Source organism: Nocardioides luteus, assembly GCF_000960475.2.
Lineage (GTDB): Bacteria > Actinomycetota > Actinomycetes > Propionibacteriales > Nocardioidaceae > Nocardioides > Nocardioides luteus_A.
The window spans coordinates 46315-59962 of sequence record NZ_JZDQ02000005.1 but is presented as its reverse complement, the minus strand read 5'-3'; the positions used below and the strand labels follow the sequence as shown (position 1 = coordinate 59962).

Genomic DNA, 13648 nt, shown 5'->3' with positions numbered 1-13648 from the left:
CTTATCGCCGCCGCAGACCGGCGATGACCACAACAGCGACGACGACGTGCAGGCTCGCGAGCCCGAGACCGGCGGCCACGGTGAGCGCGCTGGTCGGCGTGATCAGCGAGACCACGGCGATCCCGACGGCGAGCATCGTCCACCGCCTCGTCCCGCGTTCGGAACGGCCCTCCCACCAGCGCAGCAGCGCCCCGCCGGCCAGTCCGATCAGCAGGCTGCTGATGATGACCGAGCCGATCCCGATCTCCTGAGCATCCGCCCCAGACTTCACCGCGAGGTCCACTCCCCCGGCCGCCGTCCACAGCAGCCACACGGCCGTCGCCGCCACGGCCGCGACGGCCGCCACTCCCGCGATCCGCGGCCACCCGACCCGGGTCCGCTGCGCGGTCTCGTTCATCGACGTTGTCATGCGAGCCTCCGTCTCCACCACCCACCGTGAGTGGTGTCTCCAGACTCGCGCCCGCACGACCACCGGCGGCAGATGTGATTGTCGGGACCCGTCGGTGACAAATGTCAGTGGCCTCGTATGCCTAGGCTGAGGCCATGCGCATCGCCATCGTCGGCGGCCACGGCAAGGTCGCCCTGCACCTCCATCCGATCCTGGCCGCCGCGGGCCACACCCCGCTCGCGCTCGTACGCAGCGAGAGCTACCGAGCCGAGCTCGAGTCGCTCGGGGCCGAGGTCGGCATCCTCGACATCGAGAACCAGGACGCCGACGGCTTCGCCGCTGCCTTCGCGGGCTGCGACGCGGTGGTCTTCGCCGCCGGCGGCGGCGCCGACGGCAACAAGGAGCGCAAGCGCACCGTCGACCTGGAGGGCGCGACGAAGTCGATCGCCGGCGCGAAGGCGGCCGGCATCAAGCGGTTCGTGCAGGTCTCGGCGATCAGCGTCGACGAGCCGGTGCCGGCCGATACCGGCGAGGTCTGGAAGGCCTACGTCGAGGCCAAGCGCGACGCCGACATCGCGCTGCGCGACAGCGACCTCGAGTGGACCATCCTGCGTCCCGGCGGGCTCACCGACGAGCCCGGGACCGGGCGGGTGAAGCTGGCCCCGAAGCTCGACCGGCACACCATCCCGCGCGCCGACGTGGCCGCGGTCATCGCCGCCGTCATCGACGACGACGCCACCGTGGGCAAGCAGTGGGAGCTGGTCTCGGGCGACGCCTCGATCGACGAGGCCATCGCCGCCGTCCTCTGACTCAGCGGAGACCGAGCAGCCCTTTGACGTACGCCGCCTGGCCGATGTGCTGGGCGGCGTCGTCGACGACGCTGACCAGGCGCACCGCGGTGGTGACCGGCGGGTCCCAGCGCTCGTCGATGACGCGGGCGAGATCCTCCTCGCTCAGCGAGTCGACGAGCTCGATGGTGGCCGCGTGGACCGCCTCGTAGTAGCCGGTCAGCAGCGTCGGGTCCTCCAGCCGGAAGGCGCCGACCTCCGCGGCTGACTGCCCGTAGCCCATCGCGCGCGGCCGATAGGGCAGCCCGAACCGCTCCACCCAGCCGTCGCGCGCCCACACCTCGTCGGTGCCGGCGAGCGGCGCGATCTGGGCATCCTCCATCCGGGCGATGTGCCACAGGATCCAGGCGATCGAGTTCGCCTCGTCGTACGGCCGCCACAGCAGGTCGTCGACCGAGAGGCCGTCGACGATCGTGGGAAGGGTCTCCGCGATCCGGCCGAAGCCGTCCGCGAGCAGTCGCTGGGGCCAGGTTTCGCTCATGCCTTCCGTTCTACACCGTCGTCCTGCTCCGCGCCGGGAAGCAGACTCCGGGCCTCGCTCCACATCCGGGTCACGATGTCGGCGGCCGGCTCGGCGACGGCGCGACCAGCCGCCTGGCCGGCCCAGTGGTTGGCGCGATCCAGGGGCGCCGTGGCGGCGGGATCGGGAGTTCCCTTGCGCCACCTGGCGACCAGGCGGCGCTGCTGCGGGTAAGGCGCGGGCGAGGGTGCGTCCGGGGCCTCCCAGGAGCGCACGTAGGGCGTCGGAGCGGCGCGGCCGAGCCGTCCGGAGTACGCCCGGGTCGCGACCGTCTCCTCCGGCTCGAGCCCGTCCAGCGAGGCCGCCCAGGCGTCGGCGATCCCGGTCTCGGGCGACCGCAGCAGTGCGCTGCCGACCTGCACGGCGCTCGCACCGAGGGTCAGCGCCGCGGCGACCCCACGGCCGTCGGCGATCCCGCCGGTGGCGATCACCGGCACGTCCACGCCGTCGACGATGTGCGGCAGCAGCGCGAACAGCCCGACGGCCGTACGCTCCGCCGTCTCCGCCTCGAAGACCCCGCGGTGCCCGCCCGCCTCGAGGCCCTGGGCGACGATGGCGTCGGCACCCGCCTCCTGGGCAGCGCGCGCCTCGGCCAGGGTCGTCGCGCAGGCGAACCAGGCGATCCCGGCCTCGTGCAGACGATCGACGTAGTCGGACGGGAAGAGTCCCATGATCGAGGAGACGACCCTCGGCCGGGCGGCGAGCATCGCCTCGCACTGCTCCTCGAACGAGGGCGCGGGCGGCTGCTCGGGGCCCGGCGTACCGAACCTGCCCAGGAACTCCTCCGCGGCCGAGATCCGGGCCGGGTCGTCGTCGAGCGGGTCCGGGATCCAGATGTTCAGCTGGAACGGGCCGGCCGACATCGACCGGAACTCGTCCACCCATTCCGCGATCCGCGAGGGCGAGTCGAGCACCACCCCCGCCGCACCCATCCCGCCCGCATCGGCGACCGCGGCCGCCGCCGCGGGCGGACAGGCCCCCGCCATCGGCGCCTGAAGGATCGGCATCGAGAGGCCGTACGCCTCGCAGAACTCCTGAGCACGTCGTCGAGCGGTCACGTGACCCACGTTAGTGCTCGACGAGCCCGACGTGGCCCCATCGGGGCGTCGGCCCAGGGTCGTCGAATACTGGTGGCGGCATCCGGGTCCGCCCGGCAGGATCTGCCCCATGCGCACCCTCATCTACTCAGCGTTCGTATCCCTCGACGGCGTCGTCGACTCCCCCGGCGGCGGCTCGCCGTCCGAGCAGCACCGCAGCGGGGGCTGGACCTTCAAGGACATCGAGTTCCTGCCGGAGGCCTACGCGATCAAGGCCAGCGAGATGGAGGAGGCGGGCGCGATGATGTTCGGCCGCCGCAGCTACGAGGCCTTCGCGCCGATCTGGCCCGACATCGAGGACTTCGCGGTGGTCAAGGAGATCCCGAAGTACGTCGTCTCGATCTCTCTGGGCGACGACGCGCTCGTCGAGGGCTGGGGCCCGCAGACCGTGCTGCGGTCGCTGGACGAGGTCGAGAAGCTCAAGCAGGGCGACGGCGGCCCGATCCTGGTCGCCGGCAGCGCCGAGCTCGCCCGCAACCTCTCCGACGCCGGCCTGATCGACCGCTACCACCTGCTGGTCTTCCCCGTCGTCCTCGGTGCCGGGAAGTCGATGTGGAGCGAGACCGACAAGGACAAGCAGATGCTGAAGCTGGTCGAGTCGGAGGCCTACGCCAACGGCATCCTCAAGCTCGTCTACGACGTCGTCCGCTGACCTCGGCCAAGGCCCCGGTCAGGGGCACCGCGCGAAGAGGCGCCGCGACCCGGTCCCATACGCCGTGGGATCGGTGAACGCGCATCCGTAGTCGGGCGCGGCGACGGCCGCCCGGTCGAGCACGTCGTCGCCGGCCGGGCGGTCGCCGTGCTCGACCCAGTCGACCAGGTCGCCCCAGGCGGTCGAGGCCTCGGCCGGGCTGAACTCGCAGTGCCCGGCCGAGCGGATCGCCCGCTGGACGACCATGGATCCGCGGTGATGGCGGTTCACCTCACGCAGATAGATCTGCTCCATCGAGAACGGCACGAACATGTCGCCGAGGTTGTGCAGGCTCACCACCGGAGCGGTCGGACGGCCGGAGATCCGGGACGGCGCATCGAGCCGGTGGCTGTAGCGCCCGGCGGGATCGGTGGGGTCGACCCGCTCGATCTCGGCATCCAGATCGACCGGCGAGCTGGGCGTGTAGACGGTGTCCCGGTTGGTCGCGACCCGGCCGATGTTGAAGGCCAGCGTGCCACCGTCGTCGACCGACGGCAGCGTGAACAGGAAGTCCTTCCACTGCCCGAAGGCCGCCGCCGCACCCGGGCGCGGTCCCCCGCTGCGCTCGATCGTCATCGCCCGCAGCTGCTCGCCCTCCGGCGTCAGCGCGCCGTTCAGCCCCAGCTTCTCCTTGATCACCGGGACGTCGACGCTCTGGTAGTCCTTCGTGTAGGGGTAGGCGTCGTGGCCCGCGAGCGCCTGGGCGCCGAGGTTGTAGTCGACGAAGAAGTCGAAGAGCTCCACGTCACCCAGCTGTCCGCACATCGGCATCGCGCCGTCGTAGAAGCCGGGATACTGCTCGAGCGAGCGCCCGATCACGTGCCCGCCCATCGACACCCCGGTCACATAGATGCGGGTCGCCTCGTGGGGCAGCAGCTCGGAGGCGTACGTCGCCAGGTCCCGCGTCGAGCGCACCCCCGCCCCCACGTCGTAGCCGTTGGTCGAGTAGCTCGACGCCGCCCAGGCGTAGCCCTGCTCGAGGAACGTACGCCGCAGCCCGAAGCCCGGGGTCTCGGGCGTCAGCGTGTAGCCGAGCCCGCGGTAGCCGTGCGCCCACATCACCAGCTCGCCGTTCCAGTCCGCCGGCACCTCGAGGATGTACGCAGCGTGCTCGTGCACGCCCTGACGCACCGTGGTCTCCGCGCCGCCGACGACGATCGGCGCCACCGCCGGGTTGCTGATCGTGTAGCCCGGCAGCGGCTGGTCACCGGGTGGCTCGGGGTCGGCGATCGCCAGGCCGGTCGAGGCGACCAGCGCGGACGCGGTCAGGAGCAGGGCGAGAAGAGCGGCTGACGCACGGGGCATGTCTCCGAGCCTAGGGCTCGTTGTGACTCACGTCACAAGAACAGTGCACGAGGTGCCTCGTGCGGTGCGCACAACGGCTCAGCGCCCGACGGCCTTCCGGATCGCGCCGAACGCAGCCTGGCCGACGCCCTTGATACCGGCCGCGATGAAGGTGGTCCAGTCGAAGTAGTCGCGCCAGAGCACGATCTTGCCGTCGCGCACCGCGAAGGTGCCGCACACCCAGAACTCGGCGGAGACGGAGCCGCGGCTGAGCACGTCGATACGTTCGGTGAGCACCACCGGGCCGTTGGCCGCGATGTTGATCATCCGGACCTCGAAGCCGGTGGTGTATCTCGCCATGACCCGCAGCTGGCGCCCGACCTCGGACAGGCCGCGGGCCGGCGGCAGGGGCACGTTCTGGTAGGTGACGTCGTCCGCACACAACGCGAGCGCCGCGTCGACCTCTCCGGTCTCGAGCGCGGCCAGGAACTGCTCGACGATCTGGATCTCGGTCATGCCGTCACGCTATCGCCGATCGGCCGGCAAGGGCAGGGCTGAGTACCAGGCAGTCCTGGCGGTGCAGCGTGGGGTCGTCGAGCAGCTCCTCGACGGCGATGCGCTCACCGGGCACCCGGCGCAGCACGGTCGAGTCCTTCTCCTTGACGAACACGTCGTGGGTCCGGGCCAGCTCGGCCAGGTAGCCACGGTCCATGTGCTCGATCTCGAGCATCAGCGCCCAGCGCTCCGTGCCGTCGAGCGACGCGGCCGCACCGTCGACCACCTCCCGCTCGAAGCCCTCGACGTCCACCTTCACGCAGAACGACCGCCCCGAGCCGCCGAGCACCTCGTCGAGCGTGGTGACCTCGACGTCGCGGAGCTGCCAGCGCGCCGAGCCGTCATGGCGCTCGTCGTACAGCGACGACGTCCCCGACCAGGTCCGGTCGACCGCGAACCGCGCCGTGCCGGCCCTGTCGGCGACGGCCTGCGAGCGCAGATCGATCGCGATCCCGCGGGCGTCGAGGGTCTTGCGCAGCACCTTGTGCAGCGACGTGTTCGGCTCGAACCCGATCAGCTCCGCACCCTCCGGGATCTCCACCCCGACGAGCATTTCGCCGTAGTTCACGCCGATGTCGATCACGGTCTGCCACTCGTGCAGGCCCAACGCCACCCGCCACAGCTCCAGCGAGCCACGGATGATCCGTCCCTTGTTGGCGATCAGGCCGAGCGCCCGCGGATCGGTCGGCTTCACGTAGATCCGATGGCCGTCTTCGGTCGTCGCGTACGCCATCTCGAGCACCTTCGCATTGGGGTCTTCCGGCCCAGCCGCCATCGGCTGTCGCCGAACCCTAAGGCGCCTACCGAAACGGCAGCCCAACCCTGGGCGACGCAAATCGGACCAGGAGCGTCAGGAGATCTGCTCGACCAGGTTGGCGGCGTACTCCTCGATGCTGTTGCCGTCCTGGAACTGCTCTCCGTCGAGCAGGATGGTCGGGGTGCCGTGGACGCCGTCGGCGGCGGCCGCCTTGGTGGCGGCGTCGGCCCAGGCCTTGCCGTCGAGGTTCTCGATGCGGTCCTTGACCGCCGACTCCTCGGCGCCCGCCTCGACGGCGAGGTCCACGAGGTCGGCAGCCTTCGGGAACGGGCCGGACTCGCTGGGCTGGTTCTCGTAGAGCAGGTCGTGGAACTTCTTGGCGACCTCGGCACCCGCCTCCTCCTGGACGACCGCGAAGGCCGAGGTGGCGAGCTCGGAGTAGGGGCCGATCTGGTCGAGGAGCACGAACGGCCGGTAGTCGACCTGCACCTTGCCGTCGGCGGCCAGCTCGGCGAGGTCCTTGCGGGAGGCGGCCTCGAAATCACCGCAGTAGGGGCACAGGAAGTCCTCGTAGATGACGACCTTGTGAGGCGCGTCGTCGGGACCGATGACCAGGCCGTGCGCGCTGTTGCCGGCGTCGGCCGCGACGACCTTGTCGCCCTCGGAACGATTCAGGCTGAACCAGACGAGGCCGCCGACGACCACGGCGATGACGGCAACGACCGCCGCCACCGTGAGGATCGACTTGCGGGCCTGCTTCTTGCGCAGAGCCTCGAGCTCTGCGGCGGCCTTGGCAGCGCGCGCCTCACGCTTCTCCTTGCGCGAGTGGCTGCTGGCTGAATCCGTGCTCATGGAGCCAACATAGGTCGGTCTCCTGAGGGCATGCTGAAACCACGCCATGGGAACCGTTATCGCATCGTCTCCTAACCCTCCGCAAAGCCGTTGACCAGCGGCGTTATGGTGCTCTGCGTGGCTTCACTGAACGAACGTCTGGTCTGGATCGACTGCGAGATGACCGGGTTGTCCCTCGAGAACGACGCGCTCATCGAGGTGGCGGCCCTCGTCACCGACTTCGATCTCAACGTGCTCGGCGACGGGGTCGACATCATCATCAAACCCCCGGCCGAGGCGCTGGAGCAGATGGACGACTTCGTCCGCGACATGCACACCAAGTCCGGCCTGCTGGTCGAGCTCGAGAACGGCGTGACCATGCGCGAGGCGGAGGAGCAGGTCCTGGCGTACGTCTGGGAGCACTGCGGCAAGGACTCCCGGCCGCCCCTGGGCGGCAACACGGTGGCCACCGACCGCAACTTCCTGGCTCGGGACATGCCCGAGCTCGAGGGCTTCCTGCACTACCGCAACGTCGACGTCTCCTCGATCAAGGAGCTCTCGCGACGCTGGTTCCCGCGGGCCTACTTCTCCGCTCCCCCGAAGCGCGGCAACCACCGCGCGCTCGCCGACATCCAGGAGTCGATCGAGGAGCTCCGCTACTACCGCGAGGCGGTCTTCGTGCCGATGCCCGGTCCGGACTCCGACACGGCCAAGGAGATCGCCGCCCGCCACGGTGCCTCGATCACCGGCCTGACCGATCCCGAGGCCGCCGATTCCACAGATCCGGCCTGATTCCCCTATGCTTTCTGCTGGCTCGGACATGCGCTGTCCGGGTCGATGGTGGGCGTAGCTCAGCTGGTAGAGCATCGCGTTGTGGTCGCGAGGGTCGCGGGTTCAAGCCCCGTCGCTCACCCCGATGAAACCGGCCCCTGACCTTGGCAAAGAGGTCAGGGGCCGGTTTCGCTTTCCCCGCGTGCACGTTGGCGCGCACATATCGTGGGTCGTCCGTAGTACCAACTCCGGATACTGTGAAGGCACTCGGATTTGAACAAGCACGATGCATCCTCGTTGTCGAGGGTCCCTGACACCGAAGAGCTCTGGGCACGCCTGCGCCGGTTCATGGCCAGATGGGGAACCGTCGATGATACGGCCCGCGGCTTGAGCCTGACCTGGGGCGAACAGCATTGGGTTACCGAAGTCGAGATAACCCAAGATGAGCTCTACGCCTACGTCCACGAGTACGTGAACTGGCGTATCGAGCACGGCCTTGACACTGGCCTCGAGAACGGTGTTGACGACGACCGAGAGAACCGTCTGCCGATGCCACTAATGGACTCGTTCGGCGACTGCTTCGGCCCGCAGGACCAGGCCTACTTGCGGATTCGACTTCAGGGCCTGGATTTCGTCGTCGTGCCGGACGCCACGCCCTGACCAAGCGTGTAGGTCCCAACAGTAGGGGTGCACCCATCTGAGCGGCCCGTCCGAGAGGACGGGCCGTTCGTCATTTCAGATCGGCATGCGGGCCAGCGCGCCGTGCTCGAGAGCGACCCAGAGCGCGCCGTCCGGACCGAGGGTGAGTCCGTGCGGCTCGGAGCCCGGGGTCGGTAGCGCGACGGACTCGATCACGCCGTCCTCGGTGATCGACCCGATCCGGTTGGCGCCCCATTCGGAGAACCACAGGCGGTCGGCGCCGGCGGTGATGGCGTGCGGGCGCGCGCCACGGTCGGGCAGGGGATGCTCGGTGATATTCCCGTCGACCGTGATACGGCCGATCTGGCCGGCGGCGATCTCGACGAACCACAGTGCGTCGTCGGGTCCGAGCGTGATGCCGACCGGCGCCGCGTCGGGCGTGGGGAGGTCGTGCACGGTCACGGCACCATCCAGCCCGATCCTGCCGATCGCGTTGGCACGGTTCATCGTGAACCAGAGCGCCTCATCGGGTCCGGCCACGATCGCCGATGGGAACGCCTCGCCGACCGGAAGCGGAAACTCGGCGATCGTGCCGTCGGTGGCGATGCGCCCGATGGCATCGGTCGTGGTCTCGGTGAACCAGATCGCCCCGTCCGGACCTGCGGCGATGCCGTACGGACCACACTCCCGCAACGCGAGCTGGGTCACCGTGCCGTCGACGGCGATCCGGCCGATCCGGTGCGCGTGATACTCGGTGAACCACAGCGCGCCGTCCGGCCCGGGGACGATGATCGTCGGACCGGAGTCGGCCGCCACCTCGAACGTCGCGGGCGATCCTCCGGGGACGAGGCGTCCGATCTCGCCGCTGCCCTCCAGCGTGTACCACAGCGCCTGATCCGGGCCGGTCGCGATGGCGTACGGTCCTCGGCCCGGCACCGGATGCTCGGTGATGCGACCAGTCTGTTCGGGGGTCATGGATGCCTTTCTCCGTCCGACGGTGCCGCCCCAACTCTTGACGCACCGCGGTGCCGGCACAACTGCTTATCGGGCCCCCTTGGAATCCCGGAATTATCTGACTAAAGTCAGGTACATGACGGTGGACACCTCGGTGATGCGCAAGTTCAACATGAGCTACGTCCGGCGCGTGGGAGCGCTCGAGGAGTCCTTCCTCGGCAGCGGCCTCCCCTACGGCACCGCTCGCATCCTCTACGAGATCGGCCTCGGTGCAGGCACGGTGCAGGACCTGAGGAGCCGCCTCGGCGGCCTCGACTCCGGCTACGTCAGCCGGATGCTGCGGACCCTGGAGAGCAAGGGGTACGTCACGATGCACCAGGACCCCACCGACGGCCGGCGCCGGCTGGTCGCACTGACCGAGGACGGCGTCAAGCAGTGGGACGACCTCGAGCGCCGCTCCGAGGAGCGCGCCCATCTCCTGCTCGACCCGCTGACGCCGAGGCAGCGCGACCGCCTCAACGACGCCCTGGCCACGGCCGACCTGCTGGTGCGGGCCGCCACGATCACGATCGAGCAGGTCGACCCGCGCGACCCGATGGCACAGGAGGCGATGGGCCACTACTTCGCCGAGATCGGCGACCGCTTCGGGTTCACCGTCGGCGACGAGGGCTTCGGCGACGACCCCTCCCTGCGGCCGCCCCACGGCGCCTTCTTCGTGGCCGCCAGCGACGGCGCCCCGGTCGCCTCCGGCGCGGTGCGCGAGTTCGACGGCACCGGCGAGATCAAGCGGATGTGGGTCGACCCCGCCTGGCGCGGTGCCGGTCTCGGCTCACGCCTGCTGCGCCACCTGGAGGCCGAGGCGCTGCGGCTGGGTCACCGGGTCGTACGCCTCGACACCCGCGACGTCCTCACCGAGGCGATCGGGATGTACGAGCGGGCCGGCTACGAGCGCATCGACCGCTACAACGACAACCCCCACGCCACCCACTTCTTCCGCAAGCAGCTGGGCTAGGCGTACGTCTCCAGCCGGTCGAGCGGCGGCTGGGCGCTCGGGTGGGCGACGGCGGCCGCGCCGACCGCGCAGGCCGTACGCAGCGCCTGCTCGTCCGGCGCGCCCGAGAGGATCGCGAGGGTGAGCGCCGCGGAGAAGGCGTCGCCGGCGCCGACGGTGTTCACCACCTCGGCGACCGGGGCAGCGGGCACCTTCGCCACCTCGAGACCGTCGACGAACATCGCCGCACCCGAGGCGCCATAGGTCACCGCGACCCGCCTGGCCGCGCGCAGCTCGGGGATCGCGGCGTACTCGGTCTCGTTGACGATGAAGAGATCGACCCGCTCGACCAGGTCGGCCGGGAGCGGCTGCGCCGGGGCCGCGTTGAGCGCGACGAACCCGGGAGCCCGCTCGGCCACGGCCCGGACCACGTCCAACGAGAGCTCGAGCTGCATCAGCACCGCCTCACCGGGCCCGACAGCGATGCCCTCGGCACCGACCAGCGTGTTGGCGCCACCGCAGACGACGATCTGGTTCTCCCCGGCCTCGTCGACGGCGATCAGGGCCGTGCCGGTGGGCGCGCCGACCGTCTCGACGTCTGCGACATCGACACCGGCGTCCCGGATCGTCTCGACGGCCCAGGCGCCGTCGGCGTCGGAGCCGACGGCGCCGACCATGCGTACCCGCGCCCCGAGCCGGCTCGCGGCGACCGCCTGGTTGGCGCCCTTCCCACCGACGTCACGGCGCAGCCGTCCACCGCCGACGGTCTCCCCCGCCCCGGGCAGCCGCTCGACCAGCGCCGTCAGGTCGACGTTGATGCTCCCGACGACGACCAGGTCCTGGGGCGAGCGCACCGGCATCAGGGACGCAGCAGGCCGATGCAGGAGTAGGGCAGGTCGGAGACCCGCTCCAACGGCACGTCGCGCGCCTCGGCGAGCCTCTTGACCTGAACCACGTCGGCGTCCCGCGCCGGGTTGACCAGGATCTTCGCCGGTTCGCCGTGGAGCAGCAACCGGACGGTCTCGTCGACACCGGCCGTGACCAGGCTGACGTCACCGTCCGCGAACCTCTCGGCAGCCCCCTCGACCGCGTCCCAGCCCGCCCAGGTGGGGGTGTGGTCACCGCCGAGGTGAGCCGCGAGGTCGAGCATCACCTTGGTGCGTACGATCGGGAACCGGGCCGCGACCGTGTCGATGAACTTCTTGGACACGTCGGCCGGAGCCAGGCCGGCGTGGAACACCGCGCCGTGGAAGTCGTTGGGACCGACCCGGTCGTCGTCGAGGACCGGATGCGAGACGAGTCCCGAGACGGTCGAGCCGAGGCAGGCCGACGGGATCAGGTAGTCCTCGCGGGTGCCGTAGACGGACACGCTCCGCCCCGGGTCGGCCAGGACCGCGAGCTCCGGCGAGAACGGTGAGGCCAGGTGGGCGTCGAGCGTGGAGTTCGCCTTCTCGACCGACGCGCCCAGCTCCCGGGTGATCGCACCCGTGCCGGTCCAGCCGTCGACGAACATCACCTTGGCGGGGTCGTGGTGCGCGGCCAGGTAGGCCAGTGCGGTCTGGTCGATACCGCGGCCGTGGACCAGCGAGATCGCGTAGTGGGGCAGGTCGAGCCCGTGCACGCGCTGCGCCCAGCGCCGCATCAGCACGCCGATCGGGGTGCCGGAGCGCGCCAGGGAGACCAGCACGGCGTCCTGCCCGCGCCGGGCCAGCACCTGCTCGGTGAGCAGGCCGATGGCGTACGCCACCCGCTGGGCAGATCCGCTCAGCGCCTCCTCGAAGAGCTCCCGATGGGCCTCCGCGTCCTCGTCGGCCGCCGGCTCGTCCTTGTCGGTGGACAGGTCCTTGAGCAGCCAGGCGACGTCGTCGCGGTCGTAGGAGCCGAACGCAGGACCGTGCAGCGGGGCGGGCAGCTGCAGGGCCGGCTGGTCGTGGCGCGGCTCCGGGGCGAACGCGGGGATGGTGACGACCACGACCCGCGGCGCGATCCGGGCGAGCTGGTCGACCAGGCCACCCTCCGCGTGCAGCGCAGGGGTGTCGGCCGGCTCGTCGACCACGAGCACGATCGCCTCGAAGACACCCTCGCGCAGGTTGTAGGCGAAGCGCGGTCCGTCGCCGTCGGCGGGTGCGTCGTGGGACGGGAAGGTGATCGCCGTGCGGATCGCGTAGCCCGGGTCGTCGACGTCGAGCACCGGCGAACGCGTGGTCGTCGAGTAGGTGATCTCGTGGCGCCGGCCCTCGGCCGCACGCCGGTCGGCGAGCGCGGAGGCGATCCGCAGCGGTGCGTACATCAGCTCCTCGGTGCCGAGGATGTGCACCGGGCCGTCGGGGATGCGGCCGGCCACGGCCGCGGCGGTCACCGTGACGGCCGACTCGTAGGAGCCGGAGGAGCTGGGCGTGAAACCGTGACGGCCACCCTCGGGTACGGCGCGCGGCCAGGTCGCGACGACCTGGACGACCTCACCGCGCGGGCGCCGGCTCGGCTCGACCCCGGCCAGCTGACGGAGGTTCTCGACGGTGTCGATGAGCCGGTTGCCGTTGTCGGCGAGGTCCTCGGGCAGCTCGATCTCGCCGCTCGCGAGGGAGACGACGTCCAGGGTGGCGCGCAGCCGCTTGACCGAGCGTTCCATCCGGCCGCGGTCGTCCTCCGAACGCAGGTCGACGAGAGTGGCCACGACGTAGTGCTTGTGCGGGAACTTCTTGTGCAGCGCCCGGATCGTGTTCACGATCGTCTTGCCGGTGATGACCTCGTCGTCGACCAGCACCAGGGTCTCGGCACGTGCCAGGAAGGCGGGGTCGGCGGGGAGCAGCCGGTGGGAGGTGGCGTGCGAGTGCTCCTCGTAGAAGTCGGCCACGGACTCGATGCCGTCGACGACCCGGCGGGTGGAGTGCAGATAGGGCGCCCCGAGCGCGTCGGCGACGAGATGGCCCAGCGCGGTCGCGGTCTCGGCATAGCCGAGCACCACCGCATCGCCGGTGACCGCGGCCCGGGCCTTGGCGCCCAGGCGCAGCCCGGCGTCGGTCACCAGGCGCGGATCGGTCGGGACGTGCTTGCCGAGGACGGAGGAGACGAGGAGCTGTGCACGGCGGGGGTTGCGTCGCACCGCCAGGCCGACGAGATCGGTGATCATCATCCCGCTCGGCGCGTCGGTCGTACGCAGACGCACGCCCAGACGTTCGGCCACCCAGGTCCCCGACCAGCCGCTCGCTTCGTCTCTCACAGGTGACATTCTCCCCCAACGCTCCTCATCCGACTCAACCGCAGAGAGGCCGCCCCTGTCCACTGCGGATCTCGTCCGAATGCCCTGCACGTCCGGTTCGCC

Annotated in this window: 15 protein-coding genes and 1 tRNA gene; 6 read left to right on the top strand and 10 right to left on the bottom strand. The window is 70.5% G+C overall.

Annotated elements, in window-relative coordinates:
• Position 1: 1 nt before the first annotated feature.
• Positions 2 to 409 carry a DUF6069 family protein gene (locus UG56_RS04480; protein ID WP_143054905.1) on the bottom strand — a complete coding sequence of 136 codons (408 nt, stop codon included), beginning with the start codon at positions 407 to 409 and terminating at the stop codon, positions 2 to 4.
• A gap of 134 nt (positions 410 to 543) precedes the next feature.
• Here UG56_RS04480 and UG56_RS04475 point away from each other — a divergent pair, with 134 nt between their 5' ends.
• Positions 544 to 1197 carry an SDR family oxidoreductase gene (locus UG56_RS04475; protein ID WP_045551020.1) on the top strand — a complete coding sequence of 218 codons (654 nt, stop codon included), beginning with the start codon at positions 544 to 546 and terminating at the stop codon, positions 1195 to 1197.
• Between the two features lies 1 nt (position 1198).
• Here UG56_RS04475 and UG56_RS04470 read toward each other — a convergent pair whose 3' ends face one another.
• Together UG56_RS04470 and UG56_RS04465 are read right to left on the bottom strand one after the other, a co-directional pair.
• Complete coding sequence (locus UG56_RS04470) at positions 1199 to 1717, bottom strand: mycothiol transferase (RefSeq protein WP_045551021.1); 519 nt, start codon at positions 1715 to 1717, stop codon at positions 1199 to 1201.
• Positions 1714 to 2814, bottom strand: a complete 1101-nt coding sequence (locus UG56_RS04465) for an NAD(P)H-dependent flavin oxidoreductase (protein WP_218145126.1) — start codon at positions 2812 to 2814, stop codon at positions 1714 to 1716. The genes UG56_RS04470 and UG56_RS04465 overlap by 4 nt, the downstream gene beginning before the upstream one ends.
• A gap of 109 nt (positions 2815 to 2923) precedes the next feature.
• Here UG56_RS04465 and UG56_RS04460 point away from each other — a divergent pair, with 109 nt between their 5' ends.
• Positions 2924 to 3505, top strand: a complete 582-nt coding sequence (locus tag UG56_RS04460) for a dihydrofolate reductase family protein (RefSeq protein WP_045548434.1) — start codon at positions 2924 to 2926, stop codon at positions 3503 to 3505.
• A gap of 18 nt (positions 3506 to 3523) precedes the next feature.
• On the opposite strand, the gene UG56_RS04455 is transcribed toward UG56_RS04460, so the two are convergent.
• From UG56_RS04455 to UG56_RS04440, 4 genes are all read right to left on the bottom strand, one after another.
• Positions 3524 to 4849, bottom strand: coding sequence for an alpha/beta hydrolase family protein (locus tag UG56_RS04455; RefSeq protein WP_045548433.1), 1326 nt, complete (start codon positions 4847 to 4849; stop codon positions 3524 to 3526).
• Positions 4850 to 4927: 78 nt separating this feature from the next.
• Entirely contained in the window at positions 4928 to 5344 is a 417-nt protein-coding gene (locus UG56_RS04450; RefSeq protein WP_143054904.1) for a limonene-1,2-epoxide hydrolase family protein, read from the bottom strand.
• Positions 5345 to 5348: 4 nt separating this feature from the next.
• On the bottom strand, positions 5349 to 6116 hold the full coding sequence (locus UG56_RS04445; RefSeq protein ID WP_045548432.1) for an FkbM family methyltransferase: 768 nt from the start codon (positions 6114 to 6116) through the stop codon (positions 5349 to 5351).
• Between the two features lie 117 nt (positions 6117 to 6233).
• On the bottom strand, positions 6234 to 6992 hold the full coding sequence (locus UG56_RS04440; RefSeq protein WP_256206429.1) for a DsbA family protein: 759 nt from the start codon (positions 6990 to 6992) through the stop codon (positions 6234 to 6236).
• Positions 6993 to 7097: 105 nt separating this feature from the next.
• On the opposite strand from UG56_RS04440, the gene orn reads away from it, so the two are divergent.
• The 3 genes from orn to UG56_RS04425 all read left to right on the top strand — a co-directional run bounded on the left by orn (position 7098) and on the right by UG56_RS04425 (position 8402).
• A complete protein-coding gene (gene orn, locus UG56_RS04435; protein ID WP_218145134.1) occupies positions 7098 to 7763 on the top strand; it encodes an oligoribonuclease in 666 nt (221 codons plus the stop codon).
• A gap of 48 nt (positions 7764 to 7811) precedes the next feature.
• Positions 7812 to 7884: transfer RNA gene (locus UG56_RS04430), tRNA-His, on the top strand.
• Positions 7885 to 8015: 131 nt separating this feature from the next.
• Positions 8016 to 8402, top strand: coding sequence for a hypothetical protein (locus UG56_RS04425; RefSeq protein WP_143054903.1), 387 nt, complete (start codon positions 8016 to 8018; stop codon positions 8400 to 8402).
• 75 nt (positions 8403 to 8477) lie between these two features.
• On the opposite strand, the gene UG56_RS04420 is transcribed toward UG56_RS04425, so the two are convergent.
• A complete protein-coding gene (locus tag UG56_RS04420; RefSeq protein WP_045548429.1) occupies positions 8478 to 9356 on the bottom strand; it encodes a Vgb family protein in 879 nt (292 codons plus the stop codon).
• A gap of 115 nt (positions 9357 to 9471) precedes the next feature.
• On the opposite strand from UG56_RS04420, the gene UG56_RS04415 reads away from it, so the two are divergent.
• Positions 9472 to 10347, top strand: a complete 876-nt coding sequence (locus tag UG56_RS04415) for a bifunctional helix-turn-helix transcriptional regulator/GNAT family N-acetyltransferase (RefSeq protein WP_045548428.1) — start codon at positions 9472 to 9474, stop codon at positions 10345 to 10347.
• Here UG56_RS04415 and UG56_RS04410 read toward each other — a convergent pair.
• Positions 10344 to 11180 carry a ribokinase gene (locus UG56_RS04410; protein WP_143054902.1) on the bottom strand — a complete coding sequence of 279 codons (837 nt, stop codon included), beginning with the start codon at positions 11178 to 11180 and terminating at the stop codon, positions 10344 to 10346. The genes UG56_RS04415 and UG56_RS04410 overlap by 4 nt on opposite strands.
• Positions 11181 to 11185: 5 nt before the next feature.
• The gene (locus tag UG56_RS04405) at positions 11186 to 13555 is read right to left on the bottom strand and encodes a phosphoribosyltransferase domain-containing protein (RefSeq protein ID WP_045548426.1); all 2370 of its coding nucleotides are present in this window, start codon (positions 13553 to 13555) and stop codon (positions 11186 to 11188) included.
• Positions 13556 to 13648: the final 93 nt, after the last annotated feature.

Excerpts from the sequence above, each read along its gene's own strand:
- UG56_RS04480 (WP_143054905.1), bottom strand. The coding sequence starts at position 409 with ATGACAACGTCGATGAACGAGACCGCGCAGCGGACCCGGGTCGGGTGG.
- UG56_RS04475 (WP_045551020.1), top strand. The coding sequence starts at position 544 with ATGCGCATCGCCATCGTCGGCGGCCACGGCAAGGTCGCCCTGCACCTC.
- UG56_RS04470 (WP_045551021.1), bottom strand. The coding sequence starts at position 1,717 with ATGAGCGAAACCTGGCCCCAGCGACTGCTCGCGGACGGCTTCGGCCGG.
- UG56_RS04460 (WP_045548434.1), top strand. The coding sequence starts at position 2,924 with ATGCGCACCCTCATCTACTCAGCGTTCGTATCCCTCGACGGCGTCGTC.
- UG56_RS04455 (WP_045548433.1), bottom strand. The coding sequence starts at position 4,849 with ATGCCCCGTGCGTCAGCCGCTCTTCTCGCCCTGCTCCTGACCGCGTCC.
- UG56_RS04450 (WP_143054904.1), bottom strand. The coding sequence starts at position 5,344 with ATGACCGAGATCCAGATCGTCGAGCAGTTCCTGGCCGCGCTCGAGACC.
- UG56_RS04445 (WP_045548432.1), bottom strand. The coding sequence starts at position 6,116 with ATGGCGTACGCGACGACCGAAGACGGCCATCGGATCTACGTGAAGCCG.
- UG56_RS04440 (WP_256206429.1), bottom strand. The coding sequence starts at position 6,992 with ATGAGCACGGATTCAGCCAGCAGCCACTCGCGCAAGGAGAAGCGTGAG.
- orn (WP_218145134.1), top strand. The coding sequence starts at position 7,098 with ATGGTGCTCTGCGTGGCTTCACTGAACGAACGTCTGGTCTGGATCGAC.
- UG56_RS04420 (WP_045548429.1), bottom strand. The coding sequence starts at position 9,356 with ATGACCCCCGAACAGACTGGTCGCATCACCGAGCATCCGGTGCCGGGC.
- UG56_RS04415 (WP_045548428.1), top strand. The coding sequence starts at position 9,472 with ATGACGGTGGACACCTCGGTGATGCGCAAGTTCAACATGAGCTACGTC.
- UG56_RS04405 (WP_045548426.1), bottom strand. The coding sequence starts at position 13,555 with ATGTCACCTGTGAGAGACGAAGCGAGCGGCTGGTCGGGGACCTGGGTG.